At 71.3% G+C, this 19,330-nt stretch carries 16 protein-coding genes and 1 pseudogene; 7 read left to right on the top strand and 10 right to left on the bottom strand.

Features of this window, described 5'->3' with window-relative positions; genetic code table 11:
• Window positions 1-13 precede the first annotated feature (13 nt).
• The 3 genes from IO29_RS17005 to IO29_RS16995 all read right to left on the bottom strand — a co-directional run bounded on the left by IO29_RS17005 (window position 14) and on the right by IO29_RS16995 (window position 3,330).
• Window positions 14-925 (bottom strand): sugar ABC transporter permease, encoded by a 912-nt coding sequence (locus IO29_RS17005; protein ID WP_030379709.1) that lies wholly within the window; start codon window positions 923-925, stop codon window positions 14-16.
• A gap of 13 nt (window positions 926-938) precedes the next feature.
• A complete protein-coding gene (locus tag IO29_RS17000; protein WP_030379708.1) occupies window positions 939-1,943 on the bottom strand; it encodes a carbohydrate ABC transporter permease in 1,005 nt (334 codons plus the stop codon).
• A gap of 112 nt (window positions 1,944-2,055) precedes the next feature.
• Window positions 2,056-3,330, bottom strand: coding sequence for an extracellular solute-binding protein (locus IO29_RS16995; protein ID WP_030379707.1), 1,275 nt, complete (start codon window positions 3,328-3,330; stop codon window positions 2,056-2,058).
• 492 nt (window positions 3,331-3,822) lie between these two features.
• On the opposite strand from IO29_RS16995, the gene IO29_RS16990 reads away from it, so the two are divergent.
• Entirely contained in the window at window positions 3,823-4,857 is a 1,035-nt protein-coding gene (locus tag IO29_RS16990) for a LacI family DNA-binding transcriptional regulator (RefSeq protein ID WP_030379706.1), read from the top strand.
• Window positions 4,858-4,897: 40 nt separating this feature from the next.
• Here IO29_RS16990 and IO29_RS16985 read toward each other — a convergent pair whose 3' ends face one another.
• The gene (locus IO29_RS16985; RefSeq protein ID WP_030379705.1) at window positions 4,898-7,921 is read right to left on the bottom strand and encodes a bifunctional [glutamine synthetase] adenylyltransferase/[glutamine synthetase]-adenylyl-L-tyrosine phosphorylase; all 3,024 of its coding nucleotides are present in this window, start codon (window positions 7,919-7,921) and stop codon (window positions 4,898-4,900) included.
• A gap of 163 nt (window positions 7,922-8,084) precedes the next feature.
• Window positions 8,085-9,326, bottom strand: a complete 1,242-nt coding sequence (locus IO29_RS16980; RefSeq protein WP_030379704.1) for an FAD-dependent oxidoreductase — start codon at window positions 9,324-9,326, stop codon at window positions 8,085-8,087.
• A gap of 80 nt (window positions 9,327-9,406) precedes the next feature.
• Between IO29_RS16980 and IO29_RS16975 the strand changes: the two genes are divergently transcribed.
• Window positions 9,407-9,973, top strand: a complete 567-nt coding sequence (locus tag IO29_RS16975) for a TetR/AcrR family transcriptional regulator C-terminal domain-containing protein (protein WP_030379703.1) — start codon at window positions 9,407-9,409, stop codon at window positions 9,971-9,973.
• Between the two features lie 172 nt (window positions 9,974-10,145).
• On the opposite strand, the gene IO29_RS16970 is transcribed toward IO29_RS16975, so the two are convergent.
• Together IO29_RS16970 and IO29_RS16965 are read right to left on the bottom strand one after the other, a co-directional pair.
• Complete coding sequence (locus tag IO29_RS16970; protein WP_030379702.1) at window positions 10,146-10,466, bottom strand: hypothetical protein; 321 nt, start codon at window positions 10,464-10,466, stop codon at window positions 10,146-10,148.
• A gap of 131 nt (window positions 10,467-10,597) precedes the next feature.
• On the bottom strand, window positions 10,598-11,209 hold the full coding sequence (locus IO29_RS16965; RefSeq protein WP_033225792.1) for a TetR/AcrR family transcriptional regulator: 612 nt from the start codon (window positions 11,207-11,209) through the stop codon (window positions 10,598-10,600).
• 152 nt (window positions 11,210-11,361) lie between these two features.
• On the opposite strand from IO29_RS16965, the gene IO29_RS16960 reads away from it, so the two are divergent.
• The gene (locus IO29_RS16960; protein ID WP_030379700.1) at window positions 11,362-12,510 is read left to right on the top strand and encodes an FAD-dependent oxidoreductase; all 1,149 of its coding nucleotides are present in this window, start codon (window positions 11,362-11,364) and stop codon (window positions 12,508-12,510) included.
• Window positions 12,511-12,663: 153 nt separating this feature from the next.
• Here the strand turns inward: IO29_RS16960 and IO29_RS40360 are convergent.
• The 3 genes and pseudogenes from IO29_RS40360 to IO29_RS16945 all read right to left on the bottom strand — a co-directional run.
• Window positions 12,664-12,750 (bottom strand): annotated as a pseudogene (locus IO29_RS40360) (glutamine synthetase); the annotation flags it as partial.
• Between the two features lie 1,058 nt (window positions 12,751-13,808).
• On the bottom strand, window positions 13,809-14,372 hold the full coding sequence (locus IO29_RS16950; RefSeq protein ID WP_030379698.1) for a P-loop nucleotide/nucleoside kinase family protein: 564 nt from the start codon (window positions 14,370-14,372) through the stop codon (window positions 13,809-13,811).
• Window positions 14,369-15,127 carry a GntR family transcriptional regulator gene (locus IO29_RS16945; RefSeq protein WP_030379697.1) on the bottom strand — a complete coding sequence of 253 codons (759 nt, stop codon included), beginning with the start codon at window positions 15,125-15,127 and terminating at the stop codon, window positions 14,369-14,371. Before IO29_RS16945 ends, IO29_RS16950 begins: the two co-directional genes overlap by 4 nt.
• Before the next feature lie 232 nt (window positions 15,128-15,359).
• Between IO29_RS16945 and IO29_RS35550 the strand changes: the two genes are divergently transcribed.
• The 4 genes from IO29_RS35550 to IO29_RS16925 all read left to right on the top strand — a co-directional run bounded on the left by IO29_RS35550 (window position 15,360) and on the right by IO29_RS16925 (window position 18,866).
• Complete coding sequence (locus IO29_RS35550) at window positions 15,360-16,205, top strand: sigma-70 family RNA polymerase sigma factor (RefSeq protein WP_078618267.1); 846 nt, start codon at window positions 15,360-15,362, stop codon at window positions 16,203-16,205.
• Window positions 16,202-16,750 (top strand): HNH endonuclease, encoded by a 549-nt coding sequence (locus IO29_RS16935; RefSeq protein WP_030379695.1) that lies wholly within the window; start codon window positions 16,202-16,204, stop codon window positions 16,748-16,750. Before IO29_RS35550 ends, IO29_RS16935 begins: the two co-directional genes overlap by 4 nt.
• Window positions 16,747-18,375, top strand: a complete 1,629-nt coding sequence (locus IO29_RS16930) for a hypothetical protein (protein ID WP_030379694.1) — start codon at window positions 16,747-16,749, stop codon at window positions 18,373-18,375. The genes IO29_RS16935 and IO29_RS16930 overlap by 4 nt, the downstream gene beginning before the upstream one ends.
• 251 nt (window positions 18,376-18,626) lie before the next feature.
• A complete protein-coding gene (locus IO29_RS16925; RefSeq protein ID WP_030379693.1) occupies window positions 18,627-18,866 on the top strand; it encodes a helix-turn-helix transcriptional regulator in 240 nt (79 codons plus the stop codon).
• The last annotated feature ends 464 nt before the right edge of the window (window positions 18,867-19,330 follow it).

Below are 19,330 nucleotides of genomic sequence, written 5' to 3'. Positions count from 1 at the left end.
CGCGAGGCGGGCGTCAGCCCTTCGTGCCGCCCGCCGTGAGCCCGGTGACCAGGTTCTTCTGGACCAGGTAGAAGAAGACCGAGACGGGTATCGCGATCAGCACCGCGGTGGCGGCCATCAGGTTGCGCTGGGCGTCGTGTTCGCTGACGAAGCTTTGCAGGCCGACGGCGAAGGTGTACTTGTCGTCGCTCAGCATGAACGTGGAGGCGAAGGCGACCTCGCCGAACGCGGTGAGGAAGGAGTAGAACGCGGCGACGGCGAGCCCGGGCCGGGCCAGCGGCAGGATCAGCCGCAGGAACGTGCCGAACGGGGTGAGTCCGTCGACGCGGCCGGCCTCGTCGATCTCGAAGGGGATCGTGTCGAAGTACCCCTTGAGCAGCCAGGCGCAGTACGGCACGGTCGTCGTGCTGTTGATCAGGATGAGCCCGAGGTAGGTGTCGATGAGTCCCAGGTCCGACATGATCTGGTACATCGGCACGATGAGGACGGCGATCGGGAACATCTGGGTGAGCAGCAGCAGCCACATGAACTTCTTGTAGCCGGGGAAGCGCATGCGGGAGACCGCGTAGCCGGTGGTGGCGGCGATCACCACTCCGATGACGGTGGTGCCGAGCACCACGACGAGCGTGCTCTTGAGCCAGTCGAAGAAGCTCGTGTGCTGCAGGACGAACGTGTAGTTGTCCAGCGTCATCGTGTGCCAGATGCGGCCCGGGTGCAGATAGTCGTCCTTTCCGGGGCCGAGCGAGAGGAAGAGCAGCCAGGCGACCGGGAAGAACGCGATCAGGCTGGCGACGATCAGCACGCCGTGGGAGGCGAGGGAGGCGAGCGGTCCGCGTTCGCCGCGCCGGCGCACCCGTCGTCGGGGGGTGTCGGCGGCGGGCCGGCCGGTGACCGGGGCGGAGGTCTCTGCGGTGGTCGTACTCATGGGAGCTCCTGCCTCAGATCGCGAGCTGCTGGTCGTTGCGGTTCAGCCAGCGGCGGTAGAAGGAGGTGAAGACGACGAGGATGGCCAGCAGCAGGATGCCGTAGGAGGCGGACTGCGCGAAGTCACGCGGCTGCTGTCCGAAGCCCAATTGGTAGGCCCAGGTGACGAGGATCTGCGCGTCCGGCGCGGTGTTGCCGAACAGCAGGAAGATGATCGCGAACTGGTTGAACGTCCAGATGATGCCGAGCAGGACGACGGTGGAGCTGACCGACCTGAGCCCCGGCAGGGTGACGTACCGGAACCGCTGCCAGGCGCTCGCGCCGTCCATCTCGGCGGCCTCGTACAGGGTGGTGTCGATGGATTGCAGTCCGCCGAGCAGCGAGAGCATCATGAACGGCACGCCGCACCAGGTGTTGACCATGATGGCGGCGAACCGCTGCCAGAAGGTGTCCTCCAGCCACAGCGGGCTCGGCAGGTGCAGGGCGTCCAGGGCGGCGTTGACGATGCCGCCGTCGGCGAGCATGAACCGCCAGCCGAAGACGGTGACGAAGGTGGGCACGGCCCAGGGCAGCACCAGGACGAGCCGGTAGAAGGTGCGGCCGCGCAGCTTCTGGTTGAGCAGCAGCGCGAGGCCGAGACCGATGCCGTAGTGCAGCACGACGCAGACGGCCGTCCAGACGACAGTCCACAGGAAGTGCGACCAGAAGCGGTCGTAGGCGGTCGGGCCGAACAGGATGTCCTGGTAGTTGTCGAGGCCGATGAACGTGTAGGTGGCGTCGATGTGGTTGACGCCGATCGTGCGCGCGGTGTTGAGGCTGTTGGCGTCGGTGAGGGTGAGATAGAGGCCGTACACCAGCGGGTACAGCACGAGCACGCCGAGGACGACCGCCACGGGGGCGATCATCGCGTAGGCGTACCAGTGCTTCTGGTACGCCCGCCGCAGGCGCCCGGTGCGGCCGGGCCGCGGCGCGCGGTCACCGTGGCGCTTGCCGGTCGCGCGGTCGATGGCGACTGTCATGGTTCGACACCTTCTGGAAAGTTCTGCGGTACGACGGAATGTGCGGCCGGAGCGGAGGGGCCCCGGCCGCCGGGCCCCTCCCCCGCTGCGGGGGCCCGGCGGCCGGCGCGGCTCACTTGCTGAAGTCGGGGACCAGCTTGGTGAAGGCGAGTTCGGCGTTGCTCAGCCCCTTGTCCAGGGACTCCTTGCCGCCGGCGATCTTGGGCAGTTCGGTGTCGAGCGGGGTCCACAGGGAGCTGTACTCGGGCAGCGCGGGGCGCGGCTGGGCGGCGGGCAGCACCTGCTGGTAGCCGGCGATGCCGGGGTCGGCCTTGACCTTGTCGGTGTAGGCGTCGGCACGGGTCGGCAGCGTGGAGTTCTTCAGGGCGATGGTCTCCTGGGACTTCGCCGAGGTCATGAAGTTGACGAACTTCAGCGCGGCCGCCTGGTGCGCCTTGTCGGAGCCGGCGTAGACGGAGAGGTTGTGGCCGCCGGTCGGGGCGCCCGCCGTGCCGGTGGAGCCGGCCGGGACGGTGGCGATGCCCAGGTTGCTCCTGTCCTTGAAGGCGCTGCCCTTGTAGAAGTTGGTGATCTCCCAGGGACCCTGGATGATGGCGGCGACCTTGCCGCTGACGAACGCGTCCTGGATGTGGGCATAGGCGTCGGCGGTGGTGTCGGCCTTGTGCAGGCCCTTGCCGGAGAAGAGGCTCAGCCAGGTGCCGTACGCCTTCTTGGCGGCGGGCGAGTCGACGGTGATCTTCTTGGCGGCGGCGTCGACGGTGTCGGTGCCCTCACCGTAGAGGAACGGCTGGCCGTAGTAGCCGGCGGTGGAGCCCCAGTAGCCGTCGACGCCGGCCTTGTCCTTGATCTTCGCGGCGTCGGCCTTCAGCTCGTCCCAGGTGGTGGGGGCCTCGGTGATGCCGGCCTTCTTGAACAGGGCCTTGTTGTAGACGAGCGCGAGGGTGTCGGTGACCAGCGGGACGCCGTAGGTCTTGCCCTGGTACTGGGCCTGCTTGATCAGGCTGGCCTGGAACTTGGACCGGTCGGCGAGGGCCTCGGTGCCGTCCAGCGGCAGGAAGTAGCTCTTCTTGGCGAAGGCGGGGGTCCAGCCGACCTCGGAGCGCAGCACGTCGGGGGCGCCCTTGGAGCCGGCGGCGGTGTCGAACTTGTTCTGCGCCTGGTCGAAGGGGACGTTGACGTACTTGACCTTGATGTCCTTGTGGGCGGCCTCGAACTCCTTGACGAGGGCCTTGTACGTCGGCGCCTCGTTGGTGGCGTTGGAGGTGTCCCACCAGGTGATCGTGACCGGGCCGTCGGCCTTGCCGCTGTCGCTGTCGCTTCCGCCGCAGGCCGTCGCCGCGAGGGCGAGGGACGCCACCAGCGCGGTGGCCGCTATGCCACGCCGCATGAGTTCTCCTTGAGGGTTTAAGTGCCCGTGCGGGCCAGGGAGGACGGTCCCGCCCGCCGTCCCTGCCGCCGGCCCCGCGGGGCCGGCACCTCGGCAAGGCCGCCGGGCGACGTGAACGTAACAGCGATGTAAGCGGCGCGAAAGACCTTGCAGCAAAAAAGTGCAAGAACCGGTGACAGTTACGGGTCCGTGATGTGCGCGCGGTCGCCTTGCGGTAGGGGGTTTCCGGGGGTGGAACGAGCCGTGGCGGGTTGTGCAAGTCTCTGCAAGCTCTTGCCGCAAGGGGGTCGGGCGGGGGATCATCCGTTGCAGGCGGTGGGTGAAGGCCGCTGAAAGAGGGTCACCACCCCGACCCCACTCACCCGTGCGGACACCTACGCACACTCACGAGGGAGCGCGATGACGCAGCAGCCCGCCGCGGGCCGGTCGCCCGCCCGCACCCGGCGTGCGCCCGGTGCGCGAGGGGCGAGGGGGCCGGTACAGTCGCATCCCGTGACCACACGGCTTTCCGACATCGCAGCGCAGGCGGGGGTCAGCGAGGCGACCGTCAGCCGGGTCCTGAACGGCAAGCCGGGCGTCGCCGCGACGACCCGTCAGTCCGTCCTCGCCGCCCTCGACGTGCTCGGCTACGAGCGTCCGGTCCGGCTGCGGCAGCGCAGCGAGGGCCTGGTGGGGCTGATCACCCCGGAGCTGGAGAACCCCATCTTCCCGGCGCTCGCCCAGGTCATCGGCCAGGCGCTGACCCGGCAGGGCTACACGCCGGTGCTCGCCACGCAGACCCCCGGCGGCTCCACGGAGGACGAGCTCACCGAGATGCTGGTGGACCGCGGGGTCTCCGGCATCATCTACGTCTCCGGGCTGCACGCCGACACCACCGCCGACATGCAGCGCTACGAGCGGCTGCGGGCGCAGGGCGTGCCGTTCGTCCTGGTGGACGGGTTCTCGCCGAAGGTGCAGGCGCCGTTCATCTCCCCCGACGACCGGGCGGCCATGGCCCTGGCCGTGACCCACCTGGTCTCCCTCGGCCACACCCGGATCGGGCTGGCGCTCGGGCCCAAGCGGTTCGTGCCGGTGCAGCGCAAGATCGAGGGGTTCGTGCGGACGGTGCAGGACCTGCTCGGACTGGCCCCGGACGTGATCGAGGCGGAGCTGGTCCAGCACTCCCTCTACACGCTGGAGGGCGGCCAGGCGGCGACCACCGCGCTGATCGACCGGAACTGCACGGCGGTGGTGTGCGCGAGCGACATGATGGCGCTCGGCGCGATACGGGCGGCTCGGCAGCGGGGGCTGCGGGTGCCGACGGACGTCTCGGTGGTGGGCTTCGACGACTCCCCGCTGATCGCGTTCACCGACCCGCCCCTCACGACGGTCCGCAAACCGGTCCCGGCGATGGGCCAGGCCGCGGTCCGCACCCTCCTGGAGGAGATCGGCGGCACCCCGGCCCCCCACAGCGAGTTCGTCTTCATGCCGGAACTGGTGGTACGGGGTTCGACGGCGGCGGCGGTGAAGGCTTCCCCGCGCCCCTGAGAAAGGGGCGGCGGGGGCGGGGGAATCCCGAGGCGCACCCTCACGCGTCGTAGAACAGCGTCTCCGCCACCGCGCGCGCCAACCGCGTCGTGCGGCGGTAGTCGTCGAGCATGTCCCCGACATGCCCCGGTCCGTACCCCAGGTACCGCCCCACCGCCGCCAACTCCCGCGCGTCGGAGGGAAACGTGTCCCCCGCCCTCCCCCGCACCAGCATCACCGCGTTCCGCACCCGCGTGGCCAGCACCCACGCCTCGTCCAACGTCGCCGCGTCCTCCCCCGACAGCAGCCCCGCGTCCCGCGCCGCCGACAGCGCGGCCCGCGTCCGGGTGGTCCGCAGCTCCCGCACCTCGTACCCGTGCCGCAACTGCATCAACTGCACCGTCCACTCCACGTCGGACAGCCCGCCCCGCCCGAGCTTCGTGTGCAGCGTCGGATCGGCGCCCCGCGGCATCCGCTCCGCCTCCATCCGCGCCTTCAGCCGCCGGATCTCGCGTACCGCGTCCTCCCCCAGCCCGCCCCGCGGATACCGCAGCGGGTCGACCAGCTCCAGGAACCGCGCCCCCAGCTCCGCGTCCCCCGCCACCGGCTCCGCCCGCAGCAGTGCCTGCGCCTCCCACCCCAGCGACCACCGGCGGTAGTACGCGGCGTAGGAGGTCAGCGTCCGTACCAGCGGCCCGGACTTCCCCTCGGGCCGCAGATCCGCGTCGACGAGCAGCGGCGGGTCCGCGCTCGGCAGTTGCAGCAGCCGCCGCATCTCGGTGACGACGGCGTTGGCGGCCCGCCCCGCCTCCGTCTCGTCGACGCCCTCGCGCGGCTCGTGCACGAAGAGGACGTCGGCGTCGGAGCCGTAGCCGAGTTCGTGGCCGCCGAAGCGGCCCATGCCGATGACGGCGAACCGGGTGGGCAGCGTGTCGCCCCACCGTTCGCGCACCACGGCCCGCAGCGTTCCGGCGAGCGTGGCGGCGGTGAGGTCGGAGATCGCGCCGCCGACGAGGTCGACCAGGGCCCCCTGGTCCGCCTCGACGGGCGTCTCCTCGGTGCCGTAGGAGCCGACGATGTCGGCGGCGGCGGTGCGGAACAGCTCCCGCCGGCGTACCCCGCGCGCGGCGGTGACCGCCTGCTCGGCGCCGTCGGCCCGCCCCACGGCGGCGACGATCTCCTGTTCGAGCTGGGCGCGGGAGCGCGGGGCGAGCCCGCCGCCCGCGCGCCGCCCGTCCCCGTCGCCGAGCAGCGCCACCGCCTCGGGCGCGCGCATCAGCAGGTCGGGCGCGAGCCGCCCGGCGGACAGGACACGCGCGAGGTTCTCGGCGGCGGCGCCCTCGTCGCGCAGCAGCCGCAGGTACCAGGGGGTCTTGCCGAGCGCGTCGGAGACCTTGCGGAAGTTGAGCAGCCCGGCGTCGGGGTCGGCGGAGTCGGCGAACCAGCCGAGGAGCACCGGCAGCAGGGTGCGCTGGATGGCGGCCTTGCGGGTGACCCCGGAGGCGAGCGCCTCCAGATGGCGCAGGGCGGCGCCGGGGTCGGCGTACCCGAGGGCGACGAGGCGTTCGCGGGCGGCGCCGGGGCTGAGCCGGGCCTCGCCGGGGGCGAGCTGGGCGACGGCGTCGAGCAGCGGCCGGTAGAACAGCTTCTCGTGCAGCCGCCGTACGACGCCGGCGTGCCGTTTCCACTCGCGGGTGAGCGCGGCGACGGGGTCGGTGCGCAGCCCGAGCGAGCGGCCGAGGCGCCGCAGATCGGCCTCGTCCTCGGGGACGAGGTGGGTGCGGCGCAGCCGGTGGAGCTGGATGCGGTGCTCCATGGTGCGCAGGAAGCGGTAGGCCGCGTCGAGCTGTTCGGCGTCGGTGCGGCCGACGTAGCCGCCCGCGGCGAGGGCGGCCAGCGCGTCGAGGGTGGTGCGGCTGCGCAGGGAGGTGTCGGAGCGGCCGTGCACGAGCTGGAGGAGCTGGACGGCGAACTCGACGTCCCGCAGTCCGCCGGGGGCCAGTTTGAGTTCGCGGTCGATCTCGGCGGCGGGGATGTTCTCGATCACCCGGCGGCGCATCTTCTGCACGTCGGCGACGAAGTTCTCGCGCTCGGCGGCCTCCCAGACCAGCGGCTGGAGGGCGTCGGCGTAGGCCGCGCCGAGCTCGGCGTCCCCGGCGACCGGGCGGGCCTTGAGCAGCGCCTGGAACTCCCAGGTCTTGGCCCACCGCTGGTAGTAGGCGAGGTGGCTGCTGAGGGTGCGGACGAGGGGCCCGTTGCGGCCCTCGGGGCGCAGATTGGCGTCGACGGGCCAGATGCTGCCCTCGATCGTGGTCTCGGAGCAGATCCGCATCAGGTGCGAGGCGAGCCGGGTGGCGGCCTGCAACGCCCGGGTCTCGCCGTCGCCGTCGCCGCCCGGGGACTCGGCGGGTTCCGCGACGAAGATGACGTCCACGTCGGAGACGTAGTTCAGCTCGTGGCCGCCGCACTTGCCCATCGCGATGACGGCGAGCCGGCAGAGCGCGGCGTCCTCGGGCGCGGCGGCCTCGGCGAGGGCGAGGGCGGCGCGCAGGGTGGCGGTGGCGAGGTCGGCGAGTTCGGCGGCGGTCTGGGCGAGGTCGGTGGTTCCGCACACGTCGCGCGCGGCGAGCGACAGCAGACAGCGGCGGTAGGCGACGCGCAGCGCGACCGGGTCCCCGGCGTCCGCGAGCCGCCGCTCGAACTCGGGGACGCCGGGGTGCAGGTCCCGTGCCTCGTAGGTGACCAGGGCCCGCCAGTCGGCGGGGTGGCGGGCGAGGTGGTCGGCGAGCGCGGTGGAGGCGCCGAGCACCCCGAGCAGCCGGTCGCGCAGCGGCTTGGCCGCTATCAGGGTGTCCAGCAGTTCGTGCCGTGCGGTGTCGTCCGGCTGGGCCTCAAGGAGCCGGACGAGGCCGAGCAGCGCGAGGTCGGGATCGGCGGTGGCGCCGAGGGCCTCCAGGAGGACGGGGTCGGCGCGCACGGCGGCGAGTTCGGGGGCGTCGAGCAGCCGTTCGGAGGCGGACGGATCGGTGAACCCGTGCCGCAGCAGCCGTGTGAAGGTACTGCTCCTGCGCCCCGGCACCGTCATCCCAGCCTCCCTCGCTCACCCGGCCGCCGCACGGGCCGTACGGCACCGCCGAGGGCCTGTCCCAGACCGTACGGCGGCCTGATCAGGCCCGTCCGGAGGCGAGCCTATCCGCACCGGCCCGGGGCGGCCCCGGGTGATCCCCCGTGGGCCCCGTCCGGCGGGGTCATCCGGCGGCCGGCACCGGAACCGGGCTCTCCGGGAGCCGCCAGGCCCCGCCCCGGTCCTCCTTGGCGTACCGGGCGACGAGGTCGGGGACGCGCAGGAAGGAGGCCAGCGCGGTGACGGAGTGGAAGGCGCCGATGGCCGGCCGGCTCGCCGGCAGCCCGAGGCGCAGCAGGCGCGGCTTGACGGCGGCCTGGATCTCCTCGGCGAAGGGCCGCAGCACGGTGTCGTAGTTCGCCAGCGCCCGGGGCAGGTCGCCGGGGTGCCGGTTGATCTCGCCGGCCAGGACGTAGGCGCCGACGAGGCCGCCGGAGACGCCCATGCCGCTGTACGGGGAGGCGCAGTGGGCGGCGTCCCCGACCAGGGCGACGCGGCCGCGGGACCAGGTGTCGGTGCGTACTTGCAGGACTTCCTGGGAGTAGAAGCTCGCGGTCGTCGCCATGCCGTCGAGGAAGCGCTCCGTCTGCCAGCCGGCGTCGCGGAACCTGTCCGTCCAGAACCGCTTCTGCTCCTCGACGGGCTCCCGGTGCACGGCGGAGGCCGCCGCGGACTCCTCCCGCAGCACGAAGTAGACCTGCGTCTCGTCCGGGTGGTGGCTCCTGCGCATGATCATGCGGCCGCCGGGGGCGAGATAGGTGTCGCGGACGGCGCCGTCCGAGGCGATGCGCGGCACGAACCAGTAGGCCATGTGCATCCCCACCCGCCGGTACGGGTCGGGGGCGCCGGGCGGGAGGAGGGCGCGGCGGACGCGGGAACCCTGGCCGTCGGCGCCGACGAGGAGGTCGACGGTGCGGGAGGTGCCGTCGGAGAGGTGGGCGACGACCTCCGTGTCCCCCTGCTCGAAGCGCTCCACGCTCACGCCGAAGACGTACTCCACGTCGTCCTTCGTCGCCTCGTGCAGGATGCGCACCAGGTCGCCGCGCATGATCTCGTACTCGGAGGTCAGCGTCTGCCGGCCCCGGCCGGAGGTGTTGGCCATGATCGTGGCCCGCGTCCGGCCGCGCGCGTCCACGAAGGCGACGCCGCGCTCGTCGACGAGGCGGCTCCGGACGGCGTCGAGCAGCCCCATGCGCGCGATCGCCTCGATGCCCTGGCCGCGCAGGTCGACCTGGGCGCCGGTGGCGCGCAGCGCCGGGAACCGTTCGACGACGGTCACCCGGTGTCCGCCCCGGGCGAGCCAGTGGGCGAGCGCCGGCCCGGCGATGCCGCCGCCGCAGACGAGGACGCGCAGGGAGGACTTCATCCCGGAACCCCAAATCTCTATCGGTGATAGGTGCCTTTCCAAAGTCCACCTATCGGCGATAGATTGTCAAGGTGGCAAAGATGAACCGCGAAACCGTGGTCGCCGAGGCGCTCGACCTGCTCGACGAGGTGGGCCTCGACGCCGTCAGCACGCGCCGGCTGGCCCAGCGGCTGGGCGTCGAACAGCCCTCGCTCTACTGGCACTTCAAGAACAAGAAGGAGTTGCTCGGCGCGATGGCCCAGGCCGCCATGGCCCCGCACGCGACGGCCGCGCTGCCGGCGCCGGAGGAGGACTGGCGGGAGTGGTTCCGCGAGAACACGCGGAACTTCCGGCGCACGCTGCTGCTGCGCCGGGACGGTGCGCGGCTGCACGCGGGGAGCAGTCCCGGCGCGGGGGATCTGGACCGGATCGCGCACAAGATGGCGTTCCTGGTCGCGTCCGGCCTGCCCGAACGGGAGGCCGGGATGGCGATGCTGGCCGCCGGCCGCTTCACGGTGGGCAGCGTCCTGGAGGAACAGGCGGAGGACGGCTCCGCGGGGCCGCCCGGCGTCCCGCCGATCGACCACGAGGCGGCGTTCGAGGCGGGTCTGACCCTGATCGTGGAGGGCCTGGCGCACGGGGCGGGGCGGGGTGAGGAGCCGCGTTGAGCCGAACGGCGAAGGGCGTCACGATCCGCGTGGCGGACCGTGACGCCCATGACGCCCTTCACCCCGGCCGGCCGGGGCGAGGCGGGTCGGACGTGTCAGCGATGCCCTCGACGCAGAAGCCGGGTCAGAAGCCGACTCAGAAGTCGGCTCAGAAGTCGGCTCAGAAGCCGGGTCAGAAGTCGGGGATGTTCTCGGCCTTGTGGCCCACGGACCTGATCGCCTTGAGCAGACGGTTCTGCCGCCGGTCCCGCTCCGCCCGCTCCGGCGACACGAGCCGCGCGGCGGCCTTCACGGCGTAGTCGTCCGGGTCACCGAAGGCGGTCCGGGGGTCCTCCCCCGTCTCGTCGCAGTGGAACGTGACCTCCTTGAGGGCCCGCAGGATGACCTCGCGGTCCACACCCGGCTGCGTGACCAGCTTCAGCTGGAACCGCGCCAGCCACTTCTCGGCGTCCTTGTCCTTCACCGCGTCCGTCGGCCGGTCCTTCTTCGCCATGTGCTCTCCCGGGTGCTCGGCAGCCGTCCGCCGTGTAGGACGTCGCGATGCGGGGGCGGGTTGCGGCAACGGGCATCCGGACGCCGGCCCCGGATCGCCGGGCGGTGGCGGCTCCGGCACCGTCGCCGCCCTCACCCCGCCTCCGACCGCCAGCCGTTGAGGAGCAGGTCGAAGATCTGCTCCACGCTCGCCTCCGGGTCCTCGCGGTCCCTCGTGAGGGTGGGGATCTCCAGGACGAACCTCGCCAGGGCCGCGCAGGCGAGGTCGTCGGGGGTGCGGTGCAGCGCCTCGGCGATCGCCGTGCCGAGGGTGTCCGCGTGACGCATCCACATGCGTTCGCCGTACTCGCGGAGCGCCGGCGTGCCGTCGACCAGGGCGGCGAACCTCTCCCGGCGCGGGTCCGTCGCGATCGGGATCCACGCCGTCAGCGCGTGCGCGCGCAGCGCCTCCACCACGCCCTGGCCCTCGGGCCGCTCGCGCACGCAGGCGCGCAGCCGCGCGTCCACGTCCTCCTCGCGGTCGAAGACCAGGGACTCCTTGCTCGGGAAGTGCGCGAAGAGGGTCGTCGTCGAGACGTCGGCCTTCTCGGCGACGTCGCGGACGCTGACGCGGTCGAAGCCGTGCTCCAGGAACAGTTCGAGCGCGGCGTCGGCGATGGCCTGCCTCGTCGCCGCCTTCTTGCGTTCGCGACGGCCGACGGCGGGGCGGGCGGAGATGCGATCCGGGGACGTGGCGTCGGGCATGGCCTCACCGTACCCCATAGCTGGACCGACATAGAAACTGTACTGGTTGCACTTTCTTACTCACTTCTGCTTTGGTGGTGGCACGGCACAGCTCGACGCCCGACCGCGTCGACCTCGATCCCCATCCGGATCCCGATCCCAAGGAGCCCGCCATGCCCTCACCCACCCCTGCCCACGCCCGCATCAGCGTCATCGGCGCCGGCCCCGGCGGTCTGACCTGCGCCCGCGTCCTGCAACGGCACGGCCTCGCGGTGACCGTGTACGACCGCGACCCGGACGCCGGCTCCCGCAACCAGGGCGGCTCCCTCGACCTGCACGAGGACGACGGCCAGCTCGCCCTGCGCGAGGCGGGCCTGCTGGAGGAGTTCTTCGCGCTCGCCAGGCCCGAGAGCCAGGAGATGCGCCACCTCGACCCGGCGGGCCGACTGATCGGCCACCACCTGCCCGCCGAGGGCGAGACCGCCGCCCCCGAGATCGACCGCGGCCAGCTCCGCGGCCTGCTGCTCCGCTCCCTCGCGCCCGGCACCGTCCAGTGGGGCCGCGCGCTCGCCTCGGTCGGCGGACCGGCCGACGGCCCGCGCACGCTGACGTTCACCGACGGCACGACCGTCGAGACGGACCTCGTGATCGGCGCGGACGGCGCGTTCTCCCGCGTCCGCGAGGCCGTCTCGTCCGCGAAACCGGGCTACACCGGCGTCGGCTTCCTCGAAGCGTGGTTCGACGACATGGAGACCGCGCACCCCGAACTGTCCGCCCTGGTCGGCAAGGGCAACGCGCACATCGCCGACGGCGAGCGCGGCCTCTTCGCGCAGCGCAACAGCGGCGGCCACATGCGCGTCTACGTCATACGGAAGACCCCCGTGGACTGGCTCACCCGGGAAGGGCTGCGCCCGGAAGACACCGAGTCCGTCCGCGCCCACCTGCTGCGGGAGTACGCCGGCTGGTCACCGGAGCTGCTGCGGATGCTCACCGACAACGACGGCCCCTACGTCGACCGCCCGCTCTTCGCCCTCCCCGTCCCGCACACCTGGGAGCACTCCCCCACCGTGGCGCTCCTCGGGGACGCCGCCCACCTCATGCCGCCGCTCGGCGTCGGCGTCAACCTCGCCATGCTCGACGCCTGCGAACTCGCCCTCGCGCTCACCCGCTCCGCCACGGTCGACGACGCCGTACACGCCTACGAGAAGACGATGCTCCCCCGTTCCACGGAGATCGCCCGCATGCTCGACGGCGCGGCGGAGTCCCTGCTGGAGAGGCCGACGGCGGAAGACCTCGCCCGCTTCGCCGAGGGCCGACGCTGAAGCGGAGTAGACACAGCGGAGGGCCCGGGACGGCGGCCGTGCGCCACCGCCCCCGGCCCTCACCCGTCCGGTTCCCGGGCCCTCACCGTCCGGTTCCCGGGCCCTCACCTTCCCGGCCTCTCGCCGTCCGGTTCCCGGGCCCTCACCGTCCGGTTACAGCACCGGCAGGCTCTTCCGCAGCTCGAAGGCCGTGACCTCGCTGCGGTACTCCTCCCACTCCTGCTTCTTGTTGCGCAGGAAGTGACGCACCGACAGATCCACCAGGGCCGCTAACGCGAACCTCGCGCTGACCAGCATGGGAGCAGTCGTTGACTGTCGTCGTCTGTCGTCGTTGGTCACCCTCGGACGGCCCACAGACGGCCCGGGCCTGGGCCCGGCTGAGCCGCTATCGCTAGCGGCAGAGGTCGCTAACGATAGCGGCTGTGCTAGCGGCTCGAACCGTAGGTGACCAGCACGTTAGTGGATAGCGGCCCGTGTCGGCGGTCCCCGGATTCGTCCAGTTCCGCGCTCTCGGGAGGGGCGCCGGCGGGCTGCTATACGGCCCGACCGGAACGCGTCCGGCTGTTGGGGCCCGTCGGCGGGAAGAGCAAGAAGGGGCGGCCTACGGCCGCGCGTCTTTGGGCTCGCTGCGCTCGCGTCGGCCGCCGCTGGTCTGACGGCTGCCTGACACCCTCTGCCAGTGGTCCCTGACAGCTTCCAAGAGGAGCACCCGCGTCCGCCCGGGTGCTCCTCTTGGAAGGCCACCTCAGCAGCCTTCCAGGGGGCGGACGGCAGGACGCGGCGCGCGCCACCCGGCCTCTCCCGGTCTAGGCGGATCACCACGGCTCTTCAGAGGGGGCGTTCGTGCCCGCTGCCCCCCTCTGAAGAGCCGTCCCCCGCCGCCCTAGAGAGTTGAGGGAAAACAGCGTCCGCAGCGTCCGCTGAGCTTCGCTCGCCCAATCCGACCTGCACTCTTTCTGCCGGACGCTGAACGCAGTGATTAGCGTCCGCTAGTGTCCGCAGCGTCCACACCTACTCCGCCGCTAAGAGCGCTCTTCCCGCAGCTCAGAGCAGCTCTTAGCAGGGAGCGAAGTGCGGACGCTGGCGGACGCCGGGGAAGACGAAGAGACCACCCCGCGCGGACGGGGTGGTCTCTTCAACGCCGCCGACGGGGCACGAGGGGCTGCAACACCCAGGGTGTTACAGCGTCTGTCCGGCAGACCGGCCGGAAGTGCGCGACGGTTCCGAGCGACGTACGGCGGCCGTCGCGCGCGAGCGCAGCGAGCTGCCAAGGGTCGTGCGGCCGAAGGACGCCCCTTCTAGTCCCTGCTCTGATGGCTGGCTTCGTCCAGTGCCTTCAGTACCGAGTCGGGATCGCTGTTGTACACGATGTGAGGTTCGTCCGGCCCTGGGGGTACGAACCGGGTGCGATAGCGAAGCAGGTCGCTTTCTGCGAAGTAGATCGAGTTCGGATCGGCCTCATGACGCGCGTTCCGCTTGCTCACGCGGGCCCAGAGTTTTTCGTGGCTCGCTTCGAGGTAGATGAGTGCCGTGGTTGCGCCGGCGCCGGTCGCGATCGAGCGCCACCGTGCACGGTCCTCCGGCGTCCAAAAGCCGTGGTCCACCACCACGTCATGCCCGGCTCGAAGTTGGTCACGGAGCTCTGCGGAGATCTCATCAAGAACGGGGCGTTCGAGGGTGGGGAAGACCCCCCGGGGGAAGTCGACGCCGTACACGCCGTGTCTGCGGTACATCTCTTCGTCCGGGCACAGCCTGACGAACCCCCGGGCCGTAAGCGCGCGGGATAGCGTCGTTTTGCCTGAACCGGGGAGCCCGGCCATCAGGACGCAGAACGGCCGGGAGGCGTCGCCAGTGGCCGTCATGCGGTGACTTCCGACTCTGTTCGCCACGTACGGCCCGGGCTCCCGAGATCTACGCCGTACTCCACGACGTTGCTCTCGCTGTCGACGAACTGGGCTGTCATCACGACCACCGGTTCCGTCGGCGGCTGGGCGGAGTCCAGCTCCAAGAGCTCTGCTTGCGCCGGCGTCAGCAAGCGGGCCGACGCGGTATCGATCCGATGCGTGATCGGCCGACCGGTGGCCTGAGCGATGAGCTGTAGCGACGTGCCGCCGGTCAGACGCTCGCTCTTCGCCAACTGGGGGATCAGCTTCCCGTACCGGGCGGGGATCCATGATGTGGAGTGCGCGACGATCCCGTGTCGGTCGCGGTACACGCGACAGCGCCTGATCACGTCTGCGCCGGGCGCAATGTCCAGTGCCTGAGCCACGTCCGTAGGCGCCGGCACCACTGCCGCCTCATGGGAGTCGGACCGTTCGCCGGATCCCCAACTTGACCCGCTCCGACGCCCTCGGTCTTGACGCTGGGACCCCGAGGACATGGGAGAGGGGCGGTCCAGAACCTCCGTGCCAATCCCGTGGATCCCCCTCACCAGTCCCTCGCTGCGGAGCTTCCGCAACGCCTTCTCAGCAGTCGCGGTACTGACCTGCCACTCCTGCGAAATGCTCTTGATACTCGGCAGGAGTGAGCCCGGCTGTAGTTCGCCGGACGTGATCCGCTCCGTGTAGTGGGCGGCAATCTGCGCGTACGGCGCTCGATTGTCGGCCTGATCCGACATCTCGTTAGCTCCCTCGTCTCAGCGGTTGCGTTCCCTAGCGTACCGCTTGACACCCTAGGGTGCCCTAGGGAACCTTAGGGATGTGCCCGCCGGTCGGACGGCCGCTCGGAGACCACCAGTCCGGCGTGCGCAGAACCGTGAAAGTCCTGGTGAACGCCAGGCAACAGCAAGGAGCGGCTCCCTACCGCCAAGCAGATAGCCGCTCCCTGACCCTCGAAGGGGCACATCCATCATGCCTGGAACTGTCGCGGAACGGACGGACAAGCAGGTGACGGCGCTGCGTGCGGCGCGCTTGGAGCGGGGTTGGAGCCTGAAGGACCTGGTTGAGCGGCTCTGGGCCGAAGCGAACCGTCAGGAAGTGCGGATCGGTACGCATCCGTCGTCGGTCCGGGCACTGATCATCGCGTGGGAGCTGGGGCGGCGCGCCCCGCGTGAGGTGTACGTGCGGCTGCTGACGGCGGTCTACGGCACGTCCCCGACGGCGCTGGGTCTGCCGGAGCTGAAGCCGCAGCTCTCCATGAACTCCAAGGTGCTGGCCGAGCTCTTCGCCCGCTATCGGAGCTTCGTGTGGAACTGGCACTACAGGCGTACGGGGGACTGGCACCTTTCGGAAGACCTGACGAGCGAGACGTTCATCAAGGCCGCTGAGGCGGTGGACGAAAGCATCGAGATCGACAACGCGTACCGATGGCTCGGACGGCAGGCCCGTTGGGTGCTGTCCGACTACTACCGGATCAAGCGTGTGAACTACTCCAAGAGCGAATTGCTCATGAAGGAGGACGACAAGGGGCGTCTGCCGGATTGGGCAGCCAGTGATGAGCTGTCGCGCCCTGAGGAGACCGTGACCGGCTACCTGAGCGCTCTGGACCTGGTGAACGGATTGAGCGAGCGCGAGCGTGAGCTGATCGTGCTGCGGTTCCTGGACGGCCTGCCCATGGTCGAGGTCGAGAAGCGTATGGGGCTGAGCAAGACCACGGCCCGCCGCGTCATGACCAAGGCGTTGGCGAGCATGCGGGCCAACGCGGTGGTGGTCATGGACCTTCCGGCCACCGTGGGCGCGCTGGAGCAGGCGGCATGAGGCAGGGACACCCGCTGAACTCGCGGCGGCGTCGGCTGCGGAAACAGCAGCTTGCCCGCCGCGACGGGAAGCGCTGCGCCTACTGCCGCCAGCCGTTCGCCGGTCTGCGGGAGGCCACCTTGGACCACGTCGCCCCTCAGTCGCTGTGGCGGTCGTGGTCGGTCACCTCGCTCGTGCTGGCGTGTTGGGACTGCAACCAGGCCAAGGCCGACCGCTTCCCGCTCTCGCTCGCCCTGGTGTTGCTGGGGTGGGCCGACCCGGGTCGGCCGATCGTCCGGCCGGTCGACTGGCCGCTGTTGGCCCGACTCGCGCACGCCCACCGCGCGGCGCTGACCAGCGTGACGGCCCGCGTCACGCCCGGCGTCACGCCCCGGCCGACGGCCGCCGGGTCGGCCGATTCGATCGGCTCACGGTCTACCCGCAGCCTGCCCGAATCGCCCCCGCACGGGCCCGACCGGCAGACGGCCGTGCGGCCCGACTGTCTCCGCGCGCCCCGACCGGTGCGGCCGTGCGCGGGCTCGACTGGAGAGGCGGTGTCCGCGTGACCGCGACCCGATCCGACCGGCCCGTCAACGGCCACACCCGCCCCGGCAAGAGTCGGGCGGCAGTCGACCCGACCCGGTCGACCGGCCGCCGACCCGACCACGGCGACGACGGAAGCGGTAAGAAGCCGTCGGCCGCCTCCCGACTCGTGGCGCTCGCCCGCCAGGGGTACCGGTTCGTGATGTCCACCGACGGCCGCCCCTACGCGGTCGCTGTGGACGGCCCGAACCTGGCGCTGCCCTTGCGCGGCAAGGCCGGTCTACGTCAGCGGCTCGCCCGGCTGTACGCCGACACCTACGAGGGGGAGGTGGCCTCACAGTCCGCGCTCGCCGACGCCATGACCGTGCTGGAAGGCATCGCGGACGGCGGGGACCCCGCCCCGGTGAGCCTGCGGGTGGGCAGCGAGGCGGCCGGCGTGATCGTGGTCGACCTCGGCACCGCCGACGGCCGCGCGGTCACCGTCTCGCCGACCGGCTGGAACGTGGTGGAACGCTCCCCGGTGCTCTTCCGCCGCTCCGGCGCCATGGGACCGATGCCCACGCCGGTCCTGGACGGCGACGGCCTGGCCAAGCTGCACGCGCTGCTGAACATGGACGAACCCACCTTCCGTCAGCTCGCAGCGTGGTTGGTCGCGGCGTGGATTCCGCACATCCCGCACCCGGTGCTCACCTTCAAGGGCGAGCAGGGCACGGGCAAGTCGAAGACGGCCGAGATGGTGGTGAACCTGATCGATCCGTCTCCGGCCACGAAGCGGAGCCAGCCGCGGGACGTCAAGGCGTGGGCCGCGCAGGCGTTCAACTCCTGGGCCCTGTGCCTGGACAACATCTCCACCATCCCGCCGTGGCTCTCCGACACACTGTGCAAGGCCGTGACCGGGGACGGGATCGTTGACCGGGCCCTGTACACCGATGACGACGTGGTCGTGCTGAGCTTCCGCCGGGTGCTGGCCATGACCACGATCGATGCCGGAGCTCTCGCCGGGGACCTTGCCGAACGGCTCCTCATGCTCGATCTCCAGTTGATCGAGGCAGACCGGCGCCGCACCGAGGAAGAACTCAACGCCGCGTTCGAAGCGGTCCGCCCCGCCATCCTGGGAGCTCTCTTCGACCTGCTGGCGTGCGTGCTCGCCGTACTGCCGTCGGTACGCCTGGACACCATGCCGCGCATGGCCGACTTCGCCCGCGTGCTCGCGGCCGTCGACCAGGTCATGGACTGGCACACCCTGGATGACTACCTGGCCACCTCGACGAACGTCGCCACGGACGCCTTGGAGGGCGACCCGTTCGGCGCCGCCCTCGCGGCCCTGGTAGACCAGAGCGGCACCTGGCAGGGCACGGCCGCCCAACTGCTCGAAGTCCTGCCCGTGCCGGGCGGCATCCGGCCGCAGGGCTGGCCCAAGGACGCCACCCGCGCCGGTGGCAGGGTCAAACGGCTCGCCCCGCTCCTGCGGTCCATCGGGATCACGGTGGACGACACGCAGCGTAGCCCCGACCGGCACCGGCACAAGCTCCTGATCCTCTCCCGCGCCCCCGCCAACGAGGACGCAGCGTCCGCACCCGACCAAGCCTCTCTCTGGCCGGAGACGGCACCCATCGGGCAGGGACGGACCCCGCCCGACCAGCCCTGACGTAGCCGGAACACCCACCGGGCCGGGCCGCACACCAGCGGCCCGGACACGTCCAAGGCTGCGGACGCTACAGCCGTCCGGCGTCCGCAGCGTCCGCCCCAGCGTCCGCGCCCCTCACCCCAACCGGCCTGCGGCAATGCAGCCGCGCGGACGCTGGGACGCTGCGGACGCTGGAATACAGCAACTCTCCAAGACGGCTACCGGCACCACTCCCACGCACCGCCCGACGGACACGAGGAGTCATCACCGCCATGGCCACCGAAGAGCCGGCCGACCCGCGCGCCACCCTGCGCGGCGGCCTCCCGGACCGCTACCTGACCCCCGAAGACCTGGTCACCATGTTCAGCCTCCCCAGCGTCGAAACCGTCTACCAGTGGCGCCGCAAGCGCATCGGACCGCCCGGCTTCCGCGTCGGCCGCTACCTCCGCTTCAACCCCGCCGCCGTACGAGCGTGGGAGGCCGAGCGGACCGCCCTCAACGACGCGGCCTGAACGACCGCTAGACCTAGCGGCCTCCCCCGCTAGGTCTAGCGACCCCGCTAGCGACCAAAACCACCACCGACCTGCCACCTAGCACCTAGCGGCCCCTCACCCCGGCCCGCCACCCGAGCGCGAATGGCGCCCGGACGGCTCGCCCCCACCCACCCACGAACGGCAGGGAGAAACCGCCCGCCGGCCCAGGGAGACAGGGAGAACTCCCTCACCGCCTCCCTGGCCCACCTCCCTCCACCTGATCAGCGCAAACGGCCTCACAGGGAGGCAGGGAGGCACACCCCCGGCACCCCCGAAAACCCCCTCTCGAAGCCACCGGCACCCCCTGTCGCAGCCTCCCTGAGACCGGCCACGGCGCCTCTAGCGCTAGAGGCTCAACCCTCTAGCGCTAGAGCTCCCGCTAGCGGCCCCAACCCGCACTGACCAGGCCGTTAGCCGATAGAGGCACCGCCCCGGCGGCCCAT

The organism is Streptomyces sp. NRRL F-6676 (genome assembly GCF_000725625.1).
In the GTDB taxonomy this organism is placed as follows: Bacteria; Actinomycetota; Actinomycetes; order Streptomycetales; family Streptomycetaceae; genus Streptomyces.
The sequence above is the reverse complement of the archived record's forward strand: the minus strand, read 5'-3'. Positions and strand labels throughout refer to the sequence as shown.